17 protein-coding genes and 1 tRNA gene are annotated in these 15,952 nt (G+C 62.6%); 9 read left to right on the top strand and 9 right to left on the bottom strand.

The features are described from left to right. Position 1: 1 nt before the first annotated feature. Positions 2-625, bottom strand: coding sequence for a queuosine precursor transporter (locus AC0QTX_RS22350; RefSeq protein WP_474606024.1), 624 nt, complete (start codon positions 623-625; stop codon positions 2-4). 96 nt (positions 626-721) lie between these two features. After that, positions 722-1,012, bottom strand: a complete 291-nt coding sequence (rpmB, locus tag AC0QTX_RS22345) for a 50S ribosomal protein L28 (protein WP_036358230.1) — start codon at positions 1,010-1,012, stop codon at positions 722-724. Positions 1,013-1,247: 235 nt separating this feature from the next. On the opposite strand from rpmB, the gene AC0QTX_RS22340 reads away from it, so the two are divergent. From AC0QTX_RS22340 to AC0QTX_RS22315, 6 genes are all read left to right on the top strand, one after another. Beyond that, positions 1,248-2,108 carry a DUF3108 domain-containing protein gene (locus tag AC0QTX_RS22340; protein WP_474606023.1) on the top strand — a complete coding sequence of 287 codons (861 nt, stop codon included), beginning with the start codon at positions 1,248-1,250 and terminating at the stop codon, positions 2,106-2,108. 187 nt (positions 2,109-2,295) lie between these two features. After that, entirely contained in the window at positions 2,296-5,529 is a 3,234-nt protein-coding gene (locus AC0QTX_RS22335) for a helicase-related protein (RefSeq protein ID WP_474606022.1), read from the top strand. A 12-nt stretch (positions 5,530-5,541) separates the two neighbouring features. Further along, entirely contained in the window at positions 5,542-5,844 is a 303-nt protein-coding gene (locus AC0QTX_RS22330) for an RNA-binding S4 domain-containing protein (protein ID WP_474606021.1), read from the top strand. 161 nt (positions 5,845-6,005) lie between these two features. Further along, a complete protein-coding gene (gene fdxA / locus AC0QTX_RS22325; RefSeq protein WP_474606020.1) occupies positions 6,006-6,344 on the top strand; it encodes a ferredoxin FdxA in 339 nt (112 codons plus the stop codon). A gap of 359 nt (positions 6,345-6,703) precedes the next feature. Then, complete coding sequence (locus AC0QTX_RS22320; protein ID WP_474606019.1) at positions 6,704-7,285, top strand: CarD family transcriptional regulator; 582 nt, start codon at positions 6,704-6,706, stop codon at positions 7,283-7,285. A gap of 163 nt (positions 7,286-7,448) precedes the next feature. Beyond that, positions 7,449-8,321: an RNA polymerase factor sigma-32 gene (locus tag AC0QTX_RS22315; RefSeq protein WP_474606018.1), complete on the top strand. Its 873-nt coding sequence runs from the start codon at positions 7,449-7,451 to the stop codon at positions 8,319-8,321. A gap of 84 nt (positions 8,322-8,405) precedes the next feature. Here the strand turns inward: AC0QTX_RS22315 and AC0QTX_RS22310 are convergent, their stop codons facing one another. From AC0QTX_RS22310 to AC0QTX_RS22290, 5 genes are all read right to left on the bottom strand, one after another. Continuing rightward, on the bottom strand, positions 8,406-9,830 hold the full coding sequence (locus tag AC0QTX_RS22310; RefSeq protein WP_474606017.1) for a M48 family metalloprotease: 1,425 nt from the start codon (positions 9,828-9,830) through the stop codon (positions 8,406-8,408). A 6-nt stretch (positions 9,831-9,836) separates the two neighbouring features. Next, entirely contained in the window at positions 9,837-10,661 is an 825-nt protein-coding gene (locus AC0QTX_RS22305) for a thermonuclease family protein (RefSeq protein WP_474606016.1), read from the bottom strand. 53 nt (positions 10,662-10,714) lie between these two features. Further along, positions 10,715-10,930: a hypothetical protein gene (locus tag AC0QTX_RS22300; RefSeq protein ID WP_474606015.1), complete on the bottom strand. Its 216-nt coding sequence runs from the start codon at positions 10,928-10,930 to the stop codon at positions 10,715-10,717. Beyond that, the gene (locus tag AC0QTX_RS22295) at positions 10,927-11,073 is read right to left on the bottom strand and encodes a hypothetical protein (protein ID WP_474606014.1); all 147 of its coding nucleotides are present in this window, start codon (positions 11,071-11,073) and stop codon (positions 10,927-10,929) included. Before AC0QTX_RS22295 ends, AC0QTX_RS22300 begins: the two co-directional genes overlap by 4 nt. A 146-nt stretch (positions 11,074-11,219) precedes the next feature. Further along, the gene (locus AC0QTX_RS22290) at positions 11,220-11,432 is read right to left on the bottom strand and encodes a sugar phosphorylase (protein ID WP_199046244.1); all 213 of its coding nucleotides are present in this window, start codon (positions 11,430-11,432) and stop codon (positions 11,220-11,222) included. Positions 11,433-11,588: 156 nt separating this feature from the next. On the opposite strand from AC0QTX_RS22290, the gene AC0QTX_RS22285 reads away from it, so the two are divergent. Continuing rightward, positions 11,589-11,665, top strand: a tRNA-Arg gene (locus tag AC0QTX_RS22285). Between the two features lie 67 nt (positions 11,666-11,732). On the opposite strand, the gene AC0QTX_RS22280 is transcribed toward AC0QTX_RS22285, so the two are convergent. Continuing rightward, positions 11,733-12,611: a tyrosine-type recombinase/integrase gene (locus AC0QTX_RS22280; RefSeq protein ID WP_474606013.1), complete on the bottom strand. Its 879-nt coding sequence runs from the start codon at positions 12,609-12,611 to the stop codon at positions 11,733-11,735. Positions 12,612-13,354: 743 nt separating this feature from the next. Here AC0QTX_RS22280 and AC0QTX_RS22275 point away from each other — a divergent pair. Beyond that, positions 13,355-14,047: a LuxR C-terminal-related transcriptional regulator gene (locus AC0QTX_RS22275; RefSeq protein ID WP_474606012.1), complete on the top strand. Its 693-nt coding sequence runs from the start codon at positions 13,355-13,357 to the stop codon at positions 14,045-14,047. Between the two features lie 499 nt (positions 14,048-14,546). Then, on the top strand, positions 14,547-14,687 hold the full coding sequence (locus AC0QTX_RS22270) for a hypothetical protein (RefSeq protein ID WP_474606011.1): 141 nt from the start codon (positions 14,547-14,549) through the stop codon (positions 14,685-14,687). Between the two features lie 76 nt (positions 14,688-14,763). On the opposite strand, the gene AC0QTX_RS22265 is transcribed toward AC0QTX_RS22270, so the two are convergent. Continuing rightward, positions 14,764-14,931, bottom strand: coding sequence for a hypothetical protein (locus tag AC0QTX_RS22265; protein ID WP_474606010.1), 168 nt, complete (start codon positions 14,929-14,931; stop codon positions 14,764-14,766). Positions 14,932-15,952: the final 1,021 nt, after the last annotated feature.

The raw sequence follows: 15,952 nt of genomic DNA, 5'->3' as shown, positions 1-15,952 counted from the left end.
ATCAGGCGTGCCGCTGCAGCCGTGGGCGCATGAGCGCCAGGACCGCGCCGTAGGGGGCGATCGCGATGGCGGCAAGCGCGAGCTTCACCCCATAATCCGCGACGGCGAGGTTGACCCAAGGGAGGGCGATGCACTCGTCCACGATGCCCGTCTGGCCCAGCATCTCGCTGATCGTGAGGCCGAAGCCCGGCACGACGCCGCAATAGAAGGCGAACGAGAAGAAGATCGCCGTGTCGAGTCCCGACGAGATCACCGAGGAAATGAAGGGCGGCATCCACCAGGCCTTGTCGCGCAGGCGGGCGAAGATGCTGATGTCGAGAAGCTGGGCCACAAGAAAGGCGGAGCCCGACGCGATGGCGATGCGCGGCGTCGCCAGGACGACGGAGAGCGCCACGGCCAGCACGAAGCCGACATAGACCACGCGACGGGCGCCTTTCGTCCCGAAGCGGCGGTTGGACAGGTCGGTGACCAGGAACGAGAAGGGATAGCTGAAGGCGCCCCAGGTCAGGTAGTCGCCCATGCCCCAATGAGTGAATGGATGCTGGACCAGGATGTTCGACGAGAGGACGACCAGGGTCATTGCGGTGAGCGCAATGAGGAAGTCGCGGCGGTCGATCTGGGTCATGGACGGGTCTCTTCCAGACAATGCCTAAGCCTTCAGATAACGCAAAACGGGCGGCACTGAGGCCGCCCGCAAAGCAGATTTTTCAGCAATCCGAGATCAGCTCGCTGCGGCGAGCTTCTTCTCGAGCTCGCGCTTCACCGCCAGGGCGGTGGTGGAGAGCTCCTCAGCCTTGGCCTTGGCCAGGAAGGCGTCGAGGCCGCCGCGGTGCTCGACCGAGCGGAGCGCATTGGCGGTGACGCGCAGGCGGAAGGAGCGCTGCAGAGCATCAGATTGGAGCGTGACGTTGCAGAGGTTCGGCAGGAACTTCCGCTTCGTCTTGCGGTTCGAGTGGCTCACCAGGTGGCCACTCAGCACGGCCTTGCCGGTCAGTTCGCAACGGCGCGACATGGGTTCAATCCTATTCGTCTTGTAAAGGGTCGCGACCACAATTCGCGGGTTTGCCTGATCGCAGATCCCACGCGGCCGGACACCAGAAGTCCTTGGAAGGTGCGAGCCTATAGGCCGAAAAGGGGGTGTGCGTCAAGAATAGTGCGACGCCGCACCTCGTTTTTTTGCGGCACCATGGTCATCATTTATTCTGAATCTCGTGCGATGCAACAGAATAGACTATCGGAAGAGCCCTATGCGCCTCATCGCTTCAGCTATCGCAACCTTGGCCTTTGCCGGAACGGCTTCGTTCGCTCAAGGACAGACCCTCACGGTGACGTACGACCTCTCCCTGGCCGGCCTGCCTTTGGGGAAGGCAAACCTGGTCTCGTCCTTCCGCGGGTCGAAATACACGATGCAGGGCAATGCGAAGCTGACCGGCCTCGCCATGATCCTGACCGGCGGCAAGGGTGAGGCTTCCGCTTCGGGCACCCTCACGGGGGCCAAGCCCCGCTCGGCGAGCTTCGCCGTGGTGTCGAAGACCTCCGACAACCAGCGCAGCGTCCGCATGGGATTGAAGGGTGGCCAGGTGGCTGAGGTCGAGATCGACCCGCCCCTCGAGCCGAAGGCCGATCGGGTTCCGGTCAAGCCCGTCGATAAGAAGGGTGTGGTCGATCCCATGAGCGCGCTGCTCATGCCGGCCCTGGCGTCGAAGAGCCTGACCGATCCGGACAACTGCAACCGGACCCTTCCCGTCTTCGACGGGGCATCCCGCATGAACGTGGTCCTCAGCTACGCGGAGACGAAGACCATCGAGGTGGCGGGCTATTCCGGTCCGGTTCTGGTCTGCAATGCCCGCTACGTGCCGGTCTCCGGCCATCGGTCCGAACGCCCGGCGACCAAGTTCATGCAGGAGAACCGGGACATGTCCGTGTGGCTTGCTCCCGTCGAGGGGCCGCGCCTGCTCTTTCCCCTGAAGGTCTCCGTGCGCACGATGATCGGTGTGGGCGAAATGCAGGCTTCCCTCTGGTCCCTGGAAGGGGACGGCAAGGCGTCCCCGCCGGCGCGCAGGGCTGTGCGGGCGGATGATGCCGTCAAGGCGGGCACCGTCCAATAAGACCTGAAAATCCCTGACGAAAGCGCCCGCTGCGGGTAGCGAAAGCGGCGCTCGTGCCCATATAAGGGCATAGCCCGCAGCCGGCCGCGAGGGCCAGGCTGCCTTGAAGAGAAGGCTCCCGGCTCCGGCGTCCAGCCCTGTAGCCTCTCGTTATCCGGGACGTTCAAGCATTACCCGACATCCAGGCATGGCCCGTCGTTCCCTTCCCCCGCAGGCGCGTTCGCGCGGCGTCACGGCCGTGCTCGGCCCGACCAATACCGGCAAGACCCATCTGGCCATCGAGCGCATGCTCGGCCATGACAGCGGCATGATCGGCCTGCCCCTGCGCCTGCTCGCCCGAGAGGTCTACAACCGGGTGGTGGAGAAGGCCGGCCCCCACAACGTCGCCCTGGTCACCGGCGAGGAGAAGATCAAGCCGGACCGGCCGCGCTACTGGATCTCCACCGTCGAGGCGATGCCCCGGGATCTGGACGTTGCCTTCGTGGCCGTGGATGAGATCCAACTCGCCAGCGACCTCGATCGCGGCCACGTCTTCACCGACCGCCTGCTGAACCAGCGCGGGCGCGAGGAGACGCTGCTCATCGGCTCGGCCACCATGCGCCCGCTGATCGAGGCGCTGATCCCCGGGGTCCACGTGGTCACCCGGCCGCGCCTGTCGAATCTCTCCTTCGCGGGCGAAAAGAAGGTTTCGCGCCTGCCCCGGCGCTCGGCCATCGTGGCCTTCTCGGCCGAGGAGGTCTACGGCATCGCCGAACTCATCCGCCGCCAGAGCGGCGGCGCGGCCGTGGTGCTCGGCGCGCTGTCGCCCCGGACCCGCAACGCCCAGGTCGAGCTCTTCCAGAACGGCGACGTGGACTATCTCATCGCCACCGACGCCATCGGCATGGGCCTCAACCTCGACGTGAACCACGTGGCCTTCGCGTCCGACAAGAAGTTCGACGGGTTCCAGTTCCGCAAGCTGAACAACCCGGAGCTGGCCCAGATCGCCGGCCGCGCCGGCCGCTACATGCGCGACGGCACCTTCGGCACCTCCGGCCGCTGCCCGCCCTTCGACGCGGAGACCGTCCAGGCCCTCGAAAACCACACCTTCGACCCGGTGCGGATCCTGCAGTGGCGCAATCCTGATCTCGATTTCTCCACGCTTGCGCGCCTGCGCGATTCGCTTGGGAGCCAGCCGCGGGAACATGGCCTCGTGCGGGCTCCCACGGGCGAGGACGTCACGGCCCTCGAGGTTCTGGTCCGGGAGGACGACATCCAGGCCATGGCCCGCTCCCAATACGCCGTGGAACGGCTCTGGCAGATCTGCCAGGTTCCGGATTATCGCAAGGTTTCGCCGCAGACCCATGCGGATCTCGTCGGCCAGCTCTACCGTTTTCTCATGAAGGACGGGGCCATCCCGGCCGACTGGTTCGCCCGCCATCTGTCCGCTATGGATCGGACGGATGGGGATATCGACACCCTCTCCAACCGCATCGCCCAGGTCCGGACCTGGTCCTTCGTTGCCAATCGTCCCGATTGGTTGAAGGATCCGGAGCATTGGCAGGATGTTGCGCGTCAGGTAGAGGACAAGCTATCGGATGCGCTCCATGAACGCCTCGCCCAAAGGTTCATCGACCGGCGGACGAGCGTTCTCATGCGGCGCTTGAGAGAGAACAAGATGCTCGAAGCGGAAATTACGACCACCGGCGACGTCACCGTCGAAGGTCAGCACATCGGTCACCTGCACGGCTTCCATTTCGTGCCTGATCCCCAGGCCGACACCACGGAGGTCAAGACCCTGCGCAATGCCGCCGGCAAGGCGCTGGCCGGCGAAATCGAGGCGCGGGCGGAAAGGTTCGCCGAAACCCCCGACACGATGCTCGTGCTATCCAACGACGGCACCATCCGGTGGATGGGCGACCCGGTGGCCAAGCTGGAGCCCGGAGACAAGCTCTTCGAGCCGCGCCTGCGCATCCTTTCGGACGAGCATCTCACCGGTCCGGCCCGGGACAAGGTGGACAATCGCCTGCGCGCCTGGCTCAAGGCCTATGTGGTGCGCCTGCTGGGCCCGCTGCTGCAGCTCGAGGACAGCCAGGAACTCACGGGCCTGGCCCGCGGCATCGGGTTCCAGATCGGGGAGGCGCTCGGCGTTCTGGAGCGTTCCAAGGTTCTCAACGAGGTCCGCAGCCTTGATCAGGAAGCCCGAGCGGCGCTCCGCAAGGCAGGCGTGCGCTTCGGCGCCTATCATCTTTACCTGCCTGCCCTGCTGAAGCCGGCGCCCCGCGTGCTCGCGACCCAGCTCTGGGCGCTGCAGAACGGCGGCCTCGACCAGAAGGGCATCGACGAGATCGCTCATCTCGCCCAGTCCGGCCGTACCTCGATCCCGGTCGATCCCGAGATCGGCCATGGGCTGTACCGGGCCGCAGGCTTCCGGGTGCTCGGCGGCCGCGCCGTGCGCGTCGACATCCTGGAACGCCTGGCGGACCTCATCCGTCCTGCGATCGCCTATCGTCCCGGCGTCACCCCCGGCGAGCCGCCGGCGGGCGCAGCCGATGGCGAGGGCTTCGTGCCGACCGTTGCCATGACGTCTCTCGTGGGCTGCGCCGGCGAGGACTTCGCCACGATCCTGAAGTCCCTCGGCTACGTCATGGAGCGCCGTCCCGGTCCTGCCGTAACGGTGCCGCTGGTGGAGGCCCCGCGGGCCGTCGAGCCCCAGCCCGCGCCACCCGAGGGTGAGAGTGCCGCTCCGGCTGAGGAGGCTCCGGCCGACAATGCCTCGGCCGAGGCAGCCGAGGCTGCGGTCGGCACCGAGGAAATCGGTGCGGTCGCCGTCGAGGCTCCCGAGGCGTCCGTCTCCGAGCAGGAGGTCGAGGCCAGCGCCGCCGAAGCCGTGGCTTCGCCCGAAGGCGGGACGATGGCTCCCGACGCGGACGCCTTGCCTGAGGCTGCCCCGGCGGAAACGGCTCCTGCCGAGCCCGAGATGATCGAGGTCTGGCGCCAGGGCCGTCGCCATCACGAAGGCGCGCAGGCCCGTCAGGGTCGCGACGCCCGCGGCGGCCGTCACGAACGGGGGGAACGTTCGGAGCGCCCTGAGCAGCGCCAGGATCGCGGCGACCGTCGTCCGCGCCATGGAGCAGGCCAGGGCGATCAGGCGGGCGAGCGCCGACCGCGTCCCGAGCGCCGCGAAGGGCAGGGGGAGGGCGGCCGGCCCCAGAACCGTCCGCCGCGCGGCGCAGGCCATGGAGCAGGTCATGGGGCAGGTCATGGGGCAGGTCATGGGGAAGGCCGCCGTGGCGAGGAGCGTCGCGGACCCCGGCCCGACAAGCGCGCCGACAACCGTCATGACGGCGGTCGCGACCGGCGCGAGAAGCAGCCGGACCCGAACTCGCCCTTCGCCAAGCTCATGGCCCTCAAGGCCCAGCTCGAGGACAGCAAGAAGTGAGGCCTTGACGCCATGCGTGAGGACCGGCAGCGGCTCGACAAGTGGCTGTGGTTCGCGCGTTTCGCGAAAACCCGGACGCTGGCCGCCAAGATGGTGACCAGCGGCTATGTCCGCCTGAACGGACAGCGCACCGACAATGCCGCCAAGGCGGTGTCCGTCGGTGACGTGGTGACCATCGCACTTCCCCGGGCCACCCTCGTGGTCCGGGTCGAGGCCCTCGGCGAGCGCCGGGGCCCTGCAACGGAAGCAAGGCTGCTCTACCTGGATCTCAGCCAGGACAACGGGGCGCTTGTCAGCAACCCTGACAACCGCTAGAGCATCGAACCCAAAATTGGATTGGCACTTTTTGGATCCATCCGATGCTCCATTCTTGAAGAGCGCATCGTGTGGACCGGAAATCCGGATCCACTTTTCCGCACGATGCGCGAGAGCGGCAGCATCTCTCTCGATTGGAACAGACTCCCGAAGGACCGTTCATGACCTACGTCGTCACTGAAAATTGCATCAAGTGCAAATACATGGACTGCGTCGAGGTGTGCCCGGTCGATTGTTTCTACGAGGGCGAGAACATGCTCGTCATCCACCCGGACGAGTGCATCGATTGCGGCGTCTGCGAGCCGGAATGCCCGGCCGAGGCCATCAAGCCCGATGCGGAGCCGGGCCTCGAGCAATGGCTGAAGCTCAATGCCGACATGGCCAAGAGCTGGCCCAACATTACCGTCAAGAAGGATGCGCCCGGCGACGCGAAGGAATTCGACGGCGTGGCGGGCAAGTTCGAGGCGTTCTTCTCGCCCAATCCCGGCGAAGGCGACTAAGCTTCAGCCCTGACTCAGGTGGGCTCCCTTAACGCTGTGCTTTGAAATATTTTTGCTTTTTCGGCCGGCCTGTGATAGGGTCCATAAATGCCGTCGCTTGCGCTCAAGCCGTGCACCGTCCCCGCAGACCGGCGGTTCACATAATGAAGCAAAGATCCGCGTCCTTTGACTTAAGGGAGCGTTGCTGCCTTGGTCAAGGGCATGAGCGTTTGTAGCCGCTGGCTTACATCAGGGAGACGAGCGGAATAGTCAAGTTCCGTGACACTCACATCCTATCCTCGTTCCGCTGGGGCCCTGCCCAGTGAGACAACAGCTCCCTCGCCGTCCAGGCGAGGGCCATGCAAGGAGGCCTCTCTCGCATGACAACCGCCAAGAAGTCCGCCCAGCGCCTTGGGTTCAAGTCCGGTGAAGCGATCGTCTATCCCGCTCACGGTGTCGGCCGCATCACGGCCATCGAAGAGCAGGAAATCGCAGGGTTCAAACTGGAGCTGTACGTCGTCTCCTTCGACAAGGACAAGATGGTCCTTCGCGTTCCGACGGGTAAAGCCTCCAGCGTCGGCATGCGCAAGCTCGCCGAACCGGCTCTGGTCCAAAAGGCTCTGGACGTTCTGACGGGTCGTGCCCGCGTGAAGCGCACCATGTGGTCGCGCCGCGCCCAGGAATACGAGGCCAAGATCAATTCCGGCGACCTGATCGCCGTGACGGAAGTCGTGCGCGATCTCTACCGCTCCGAGGCCCAGCCCGAGCAGTCCTACAGCGAACGCCAGCTTTACGAATCCGCCCTCGACCGGGTCGTGCGCGAGATCGCGGCCGTGAACAAGATCACGGATACGGAGGCCCTCAAGCTCATCGAGCAGAGCCTCGCCAAGTCCCCGCGGCGCGTCAAGGGCGCCGAAGACGGCGATGCCGAGGGCGACGATCTGCAGGAAGAGGCCGCCTGATCGTAAGCTTTCCCGAATCTTCAAAAGCCCGGCCTTCGGTCGGGCTTTTTTATGTCCGAAACCTTGTTTTTCGAAGGTCGGAATCTATTTTGCAGAACTTGGCTGTTAGAAGTGAACTTTTAGCGGCCTCGCTCGTTGTGTCTCTGCCAAGGGAGAGGACACAATGGGAGAAATCTCAGGGGTTCGCCGCCGGTTCGTCCGCGCTGCAATGAATGCACCTTTTCTCGAAAGAGAAGAGGAGCACCTTCTTGCCGTGCGCTGGAAAGAGAACCGCGATGAGGCGGCACTTCATCAATTGACTGCTGCCCATATGCGCCTGGTGATCGCGCTGGCAGCCCGTTTCCGCCATTATGGCCTGCCCATGGCCGATCTGGTTCAGGAGGGCCATGTGGGTCTTCTGGAAGCCGCGGCCCGGTTCGAGCCCGAAAGGGAGGTCCGCTTCTCGACCTATGCGACCTGGTGGATCCGCGCCTCCGTGCAAGATTACATCCTTCGTAACTGGTCAATCGTCCGCGGCGGAACGAGTTCCGCTCAAAAAGCCCTTTTCTTCAATTTGCGCCGCCTGCGCGCCCGTCTCACCCGTGGCGGGGAAGAGCGCATCTCTTCGGAGGTTCATGCGAAGATCGCAGAGGCGATCGGCGTCTCGAAGGCCGATGTGGCGCTTATGGATGCCCGCCTGTCGGCACCGGACACGTCGCTCAACGCACCGGTCCTGGACGCCGACTCGTCGAATTCCGCGGAACGCGTCGAGTTTCTCGTCGACAACAGCCCTCTGCCCGACGAGACCGTAACCGACTCGATCGACACGGAGCGCCGCGTGCGCTGGCTGCAACAAGCCCTCGAAGTCCTCAACGAACGCGAGCTGCGCATCCTGCGCGCCCGCCGCCTCGACGACGAGCAGGTGACGCTGGAATTCCTCGGCGACCGTCTCGGTATCTCGAAGGAACGGGTCCGCCAGATCGAAAACCGCGCCCTGGAAAAGCTGAAGCGCGCCCTCGTGGAGCGCTATCCCCAGGCCTCCGGGGCTTTCGTCTAAGGCGCACAGGCGCTCTTGAAATCCTGATCGGCGAGGCGGGTAACCGCCTCGCCGATGCTGTTTTGGGGCCTGGCGGCAGGGTTCTTATTCCACCGCGATCTTGTAGCGCTCCCCCACCTTCAGAGGAGCGTTCCTGTCGAGCCCGTTGAGCAGCAGGAAACGGTCCAGGGGGCGGTCGACCGGCATGCGGGCAGCGAGCGTCTGCGCGGTGTCACCCCGCTGGGCGGTGACGATCTGCAGCTTCAGCGGCCTGATCCGCCTTGCCTCCTCGGGCTGCACCTGCCGGACGCTGTTCAGGGTCTGCTGGAAGATCAGGTCCAGATCGCCCCTGTTGCCGCGGGTCGCCATGATGAGCCGGTAGGTGGTGTTGCCGATCCGGATGGCCGAGAGGCGGAAGGTCCATTCCTTGCCGTTGGACAGGGCCGTCACCACGGGAAGGCCGTTCACCGTGCCGGTCGTCAGGGTGCCGGGCTCGATGGTGTCGGTCCAGGTGGAGCGCAGCACGTCTTCCAGGCTCTGTCCCTCCGGGGTGTCGGCGGCATCGAAGAGCAGGCGGCGATCGCCGTCGCCGGAGGATCCGAGCACCGCCTGGGAGGTGTTCTCGAGGCTGAAGCCATCGGGCGCCTCGAAGGCGACTCCGAGCCGGGAATGGATGAAGCGGCGGCCCTTCACGACGCCGTCGGCGGGATCGTCGCCATAGGCGAGCCCGTCGAGGGCGGTGAGGTAGGCAAGCCGCCCGGCCTCGCCGCTGCCGGCCAGCCCCGTCCGCCGCGCCGCCTGCAAGGCCCGTGAGACGCGATCGTTGGTGCTTGGGTGGGAGGCCGACCGGTCTCCCGTCTGGCTGTCCGAACTCGTGCCCGAGCGCCCGAGGGATGTCAGGAACCGCGGTGCCCCAAAGGGGTCGAAGCCGGCGCGGGCCAGAACCTTCACGCCGGTCTGATCCGCCTCGAGCTCCTGCGCCCGCGAGAAGCTGGCCAGGGTCGAGCGGGACTGGTTCTGCGCCACGGCCGCTTCCTCGGCATCGTTCAGCACGTTCTCGGCCACGCGCTCGATCAGGGCCGAGCGGGCCTGTAGCTCGCTGCGCTGGGAAGCGTGGCGCAGGGTCACGTGGGCGATCTCGTGGGAGAGGACGGCGGCCACCTCGGACGTATCGTTGGCGAGCGCCAGGAGTCCGCGGGTCACGTAGAGGCGCCCGTTCGGCAGGGCGAAGGCGTTCACCACGGGCGAGTTGAGGATCGTGATCTGAAAGGATTCGTCCGGCCTGTCGCTGGCCATGACGAGCCGGTTCGTCACATCGGTCAGGAGCTGCTGGAGCTGCGGGGCGCGGCCCTCGCCCCCGAAGGCCCTGACGAGGCGCACATGATCGCGGTCGCGGTCGGGGCTGATCACCCGCGGGGCGTTTGCCGGCAGAGAAACATCTCCGCCGAACCCGGAACAGCCCGCAAGGATGACTGCGAGCATGAGGCTGCCGAGGATTCCGGTGCTACTTGGTCGACGTGTTCTGATCATGCTCGTTCATCGTGGCAGACGATCACCCTCGAGACGTTCGATCATGTCCGGTATGACAATCGAGAAAGCCGTGCCTTGCCAAGGCTGCAAAATGCCTCGGGCCCTGATCCGCCGGCCTTCGAGCGTCTCTACGCCCAGGCCGCGATCCGACATCTGCTTCCAGGTTGTCTTAGGGATGATGATTGTGAAGTCTTCTGCCCAGAGCCCCCCGAAGTTCAAATAGGTGCGCTGCTTGCGCTCGCCGATGCTCCTGATGCGGCCTTCGACCAGCACGAAGCTGCCGATCCGCTCGCGCAGGCGCTCGGAATGATTTGCATCAAGGGGCTTATAGCGTTCATCGGACCAAACACCAAGGCGTCGTTCGCGGGCTGTGGCCTCAAAGGCGAGGAGTTCGGGCTGGCAGAAGACGCCGTCCAGCCCCGCATCGACCAGAGCGAGGCCGGCTTCGACCGTTCCGTGCGCCCAGTCGAGCGCCGGGGTTTCGGCGGACGATCGGATACGGACGGAAAGCCGGTCCCAGCGGTCGCGCCCCTCAGGCCCCTGCACGAGGACGGAATGGCCGGCTTGCGCCTGCAGCCACGCGATGGCCTGCTCGCGGTGGGGCGCGGTGTCGGGCAGACGGATCCCCACGAGCCGAGCCAGACCGCCCGACATCAGGATGAGATCGCCCTCCGGCGTGAGGCCCTGCAGCCGGTCGGGTCGGGCCTTACCGGCGCACTCCGCAGGCCGGCGCATCGAGGGCGGCACCTGCGCGAGAGCCTCCCGGGTGCCCATGTCCAGGGCAGGTCCGAGGCACAGGGCCAGCAGCATCCGCAGGGTCGATCCCGTCATGGGACGGGATCATAACCCTTCACGATGAAACGGCTACGCTTGGAATGGTCGGATCAGTGCTTTTCCTGCTCCGGGCTGTGCTGCTGTGGCTTGTGCCCGCTCTGCCCTGCGTTGTTGTGCTTGTTGTGGTCGCGGCTCTCCTGATGGGTCGCGCCGCCCTGCCGGCCGATGTCGGGCTTGCCGCCTGCATCGGGGCTGGGCTCGTCGTGCTCCTGGTGGCCCGCGATGCGGGTCTGGTTCGGATTGCTGCGGTTGCCGGTGCTGCTCATGACTTCTTCTCCTGCTGCCGCTTCTGGGCGCCGTTGCCGTCCTTGCCCTGCTGGCGTTGGATGTCATGGGTGTTCGAGCCGCCATGGCCTTCCTGCGGGATGCCTTCCGGGTTCGTGCGGAAGCCTGGGATGCTCTTCGTCATGGTGAGATCCTGACCGATTTTCATGGCGTCCTGGAGCGGCGCTCCGGGGCCGGATGCCGCCGCCTCGGCAAGTCAATTCCAGCGCCGGCAATTTGTTGCGGCCAAGATCCGTGGGTTTTCGCGAGGAAATCGGCGCCCTTCCGGGGCTACCAGCGGATCACCACTACCCGTTCCTTGCCGTTGCCGAGTTCCACCGCCTCGGTGCCTTCCGCCTTCCGGTTCTGGGGCTTGGCATCCTCGATGATCTCGATCTCCGCCACATGGGCGGCGAAAGCCTCGTCCACCTCTGCGACGCAGAGCAGGGTGTCTGGGGGAAGGTTCTCGACCTGTTTCAGGAAATCGCGAAGCGTCTGCGCCATGATGTGCCTCCGGTTGCCTTCACCAACCGGCTTGGCCGTAGGGAGTTCCTTCCGCCTGACGCCGCAATCGTCCGGAAGAGCCGCCCGATCCCGATCTCCGGTTTGAAACCCACTGGAATGACCCTGCCGACCATGCTAAATGCCCTGCTCTCAAGCGGTCCCGTAGCTCAGCAGGACAGAGCAGCGGTTTCCTAAACCGAAGGTCGGAAGTTCGAGTCTTCCCGGGATCGCCAACTATGTCTCTGTAAGTACTCATCTTTCTCTTCATCTCCATTTAGATTGCAGGTGGGTTTGACACTTTCAGCCCATAGGGTTGACAGTTTTTGTGCGCCGTTTGCTCAGTTCCGTGTCTAAGGAATTGACCACGTTGCGCATCTTTGGGCGCAAATCAGCGCCCTTGGCGTAATGACGGGCCATCTCAATCGTCTTCTGCCCAAGAGCATCAGCGATAGTCCGTTCATCGTAGCCAATCTCACGGAGAAACACGGCCACAGTCTTCCGAAGCCCGTAAAGCGTGAGGCCGGGTCCAATGCGGCCTTCCTGCTCCAGCTTCAGCCGAATGGGGCGCCAGGATGCCCTAAACCCGCTCTCGGTCCATGGCAGGCCGTTTGAGTTTGCGCAGAGCGTAGTTGCATTGTGCTTCGGAGCGTTGCCGAGAACCTCCGCCAACTCATTGGGGATGGGCCAGAAGACAGGAGAGCCCGTCTTTGAGCGCTTGGTGGCAATCTCCCCATCCTTGTGAAAGCTTCTGGGAAGCGTCAGTGCATCCTTCGGACCGAGCCCCGTGAACATCATCAAGGCTATCGCCGGTTTCATGTGATCCGGCATGGCCTCAAGAACGGCGTGCCGCTCCCCGTCGTTCCAAGGTCGATTCGCGTCAGGCAGTCCCTTCTTGCGGCGGATATCCTTGATACCCGAGGCAACATTCGAAGCCAGATATCCGCGCTCTGCGCCCCACCCGAAGAGCCCGGAAAAGCGGGCTTTCACGTCGTTGGCGAACTTTCGCCCTTTGCTGACGGCAGCCTTGTCACGGATCTGCACGATAAGGGGTCTGTCGAAGCGAACGAGGGGAGTGTCTGCAATCGGCTTTAGATAATCAAATACACGCTGATAGTCAGAACGCGTCCGTGGCTCCAGATCTGTGAAGGCAGGATGGGCGCGGTAGTCATTGATGAGCATCCCGAGCGTACCGGGCTTAGGGGTCCCAGCAGTCAAAGGCGGTGATCCTTGAGCACTCAGCGAAGAACTCGGCGGAGCCCAGCGGGGCCTTATTCAAGTCGACTGATGTGCGGCTCTTCCGATGATAGCAACGCCATGTTCCATGGCGGTCCTTAAAGATCTGAAAGCCTTTGATCCGGACTACCGTCATCCGAGCCTCGCAACAATGGCTTCGGCGTCGTCCAACTTTCCAGTCTTGAGGCCATCAATCCAGCCATCGAGGTCCCGAACATCCCACAGGCGATCCCCGTCAGCCATGAGGACAGGCCTTACAGGGCATTGGTCCTCGAATTTCCTGATTGAGCGACGGCAGTAATGCGCAGCCTCCGTCTTCGTAAGGAGACGATAGGGCTGAACACGGAGGTTGAGCGTGGTTGTAGCCATTGATCAGGCACCCTCTACCTGATCAAGGTCAAGCATTTGGCGCAGAGGAGCAGTCGGAACCCGGATGGCTCCACCGATCCTGATGCTCGGAATTTGTCCTGACCACACGGCTTTGTATGCAGCAGAACGTTCGAGGCCAAGGACATGACCCATTTGATCTACGCACAAAGCGAGGCCCTCAAGTGCTTCCTTCCAAACGGGTTCCATGATGAATGCCTCCTTGTAGGCATATTTAACTACAAAAGTGGTTTCTCACGGCACTTGCACATACGTCAAGACCCTGTATGTATATTTAAATACAAACTGTGAAAGTGAGACCGATGGCTCAAAAAGCCGCTGAGAGAGAGGGACGACGCCCTCCTGTCAGTTTCAGAACAACCGAAGAGATGCGTGACAGATTAGAGCGTGCGGCATCTGCTTCTGGACGCTCAATCACACAAGAGATTGAGCATAGGCTTGAGCAGTCGTTTCGCGAAGAGGACCTCCTCAGCCGCTATTTCGGGTGTGATGACACCATTGAGCTGCTGAAAGAGATAGCTCTGATCATCAACCATCAGATGGACAGGAGCGGCAGGTCATGGCGCGACGATCAGGCGACTCGCGAGGCAATTCGCGAACACGTCTTTATCCTTTTCTTCGATCTGGATGATGAAGAGGGATATGCAAGAAAAAAAGCTGCTTACGATCAGTTTTTGGATAGAACAAAGAGTACTTGGAGAGGCCTTGCCTCATCTCAGGGAGCTGGCGGTACTCCTGCCTTAGGGGATATGAACGCCCTTTCTTTGATGGCTGAGTTGTCCAGCTCGGAAATCCAAGTTTTGCATCTGCTTACGAAGGGAGCCACTAACAAGCAGATTGCGCGGGTACTTGGAATCGATACCATAACTGTCAAAGTTCACGCAGAATCCATTCTACGAAAACTTAAGTTAAAGAACTCAGCGGCCGTTGCTGATTATTGGTCGAGACAGCACCTTGCACCGGCCCCAGATGACCATGAACGAGATCCACAGTGACCTCGATGAGGTGGAGGCGGCGTCTGGCCGGCTGACGTCCGCTTTCGCGGAAGGCGCAGTATGGAATGAAAGTAGAAGGCCGCGACGGCCAAGAAAAAGCGCCCGTCCGAAGAGGGCGCTTGAGGTGTCGGAACCGTAGGGGCAAAAAATGGCCCGATGACGATCATCTATTCAGCTCAGATGCGCTCTGTCACTGGCTTAGATCAGGTTTGCTTGCGGTATTCTGACACCGGGCAGTCCTGACTTAGGGATTTGTACTTATTGCATACCTCGGACGAGGTAGATATCCAGGCGTCACCGTAGGGCAAATACGGTTCAAAGGGTCGCGAACACGGTCACAAGATCGGGAGCGGCCCTTTTTCATGCACGCTCTGGCCTGATCAAAGGCGGGGCTGTTGCCGTTCCGCCGTCGCACCCCATAAAAGGCACTTCTTCGTGAGATGCCTTGGGAACGATAAAAACCGCAGCAGAGTACAGAAAGCACGCTGAAGAATGCCGGGTGCTCGCCAAGCAGGTGCCTGAGGGCGAGCAGCGCAATCAGCTTCTGGAGATGGCCAAGACCTGGGACAACCTGGCCATGGATCGGGAAAAGTTGGTCCGGAACCACCCCGAACTTGATACCGCGGAGAAGCCCGCTTGAGGCTCAAGAACACCGAAGTAGCGGATTGCAGGGTGAATTTCGCTTAACCCACAGTATGGAACACGAGTGGCGGCGCTCAATTGTGGCCGAAGAGATGGTAGGCCAGCAGGGCCAGAAGCACGGCGTTCAGGAGTACAACCAAGGGTACGGTGACATGGGCCACTCTCCGGTGTCGCGCCAGTTCGGCCTCGATCGCCTCCAGCTTCCGGCGCTTGGCGAGCTCGTCGCGGTCTTGGGGTCTCAACGGGTTCTCCTTCCAGCGAACCCAACCTATACCAGCCCTGCATTCGGGAAAAAATTCAACCAGATGGCCTATGCTGCAGCGCAACCATGCACTTGAAAGCGCAAGCTACTTTCGCATAAGCCCCAGTATGGAATGGCTAGGAGAGCGAGGCTAAATTTCCTGAAAATCTGTGCGATCAAAAGAAAAGCGCCCTCTCTTTCGAGGGGCGCTCCAAGGATCGGCCTGTAGGGGCAAATAAAACAAAGCCGGTATGATCCATGTACTCAGTCAAACCTCTTCCGTCTGTCGTGTAGCCGACAAACGGAAGAAGAAATGTGCCCATTATTTAAATTCTTAATAGGATTAACATTCCAATTCAAGTTTATATGCTTGTTGCATACCTCCGGAGAGGTAGGAATAGGAAGACTCCCGTAGGGGCAAATACGGGCTCAAGGGCTGCGAACATGGTCACAAGACCAAGCGCGGCCCTTTTTCATGGGCGCTTTGGCTCAGTCACATACACGCGTGAAAACCCGCCGCGCAATTTCGTCATTCTGAAAAGCCGCTCAGCAGTGGGCGTGGACGACATGGACCGCACTGGTGGGGAAGTGGGTGGGAACGGGGCGCGGATCGGCCGGTTTCCCTCGGAAATGTAGCGGAGGGGTTGTCCGCCATACCAGCACCAACGCGCAAACGAATTTCGCAGAAGGCCCTTTATGGAACCGGAAATTCTGTCCTTTAAGCGTATTTGGAAGATGATCTCGTAAGTGTCCGCCGTGATCATGTAGAGGGCCAGTAAAACACACTTTTCCAGCCCAGCCGGCGCAGCCGGTAATACCTTCGTGATCTTAACGCAGGTTGCAGCGATAGCCCTGAGGGTCCCATACTGTTTGGCCCGCTGAGTGGGATCTGAAGGCTGCTATGGCGTTCTCAGCGTCAAAGGCCGACCATCGCCAGAACTGGCTCTTAGAGCGTGCAGCGGTTGCGTGGAATCGGGATAGCTGACTCCATAGGGCTGGTTGTGGTCGGCCGGGAGGCGTCC

The organism is Microvirga sp. jy35 (assembly GCF_056148915.1).
This window is presented reverse-complemented; position numbering and strand designations above follow the sequence as displayed.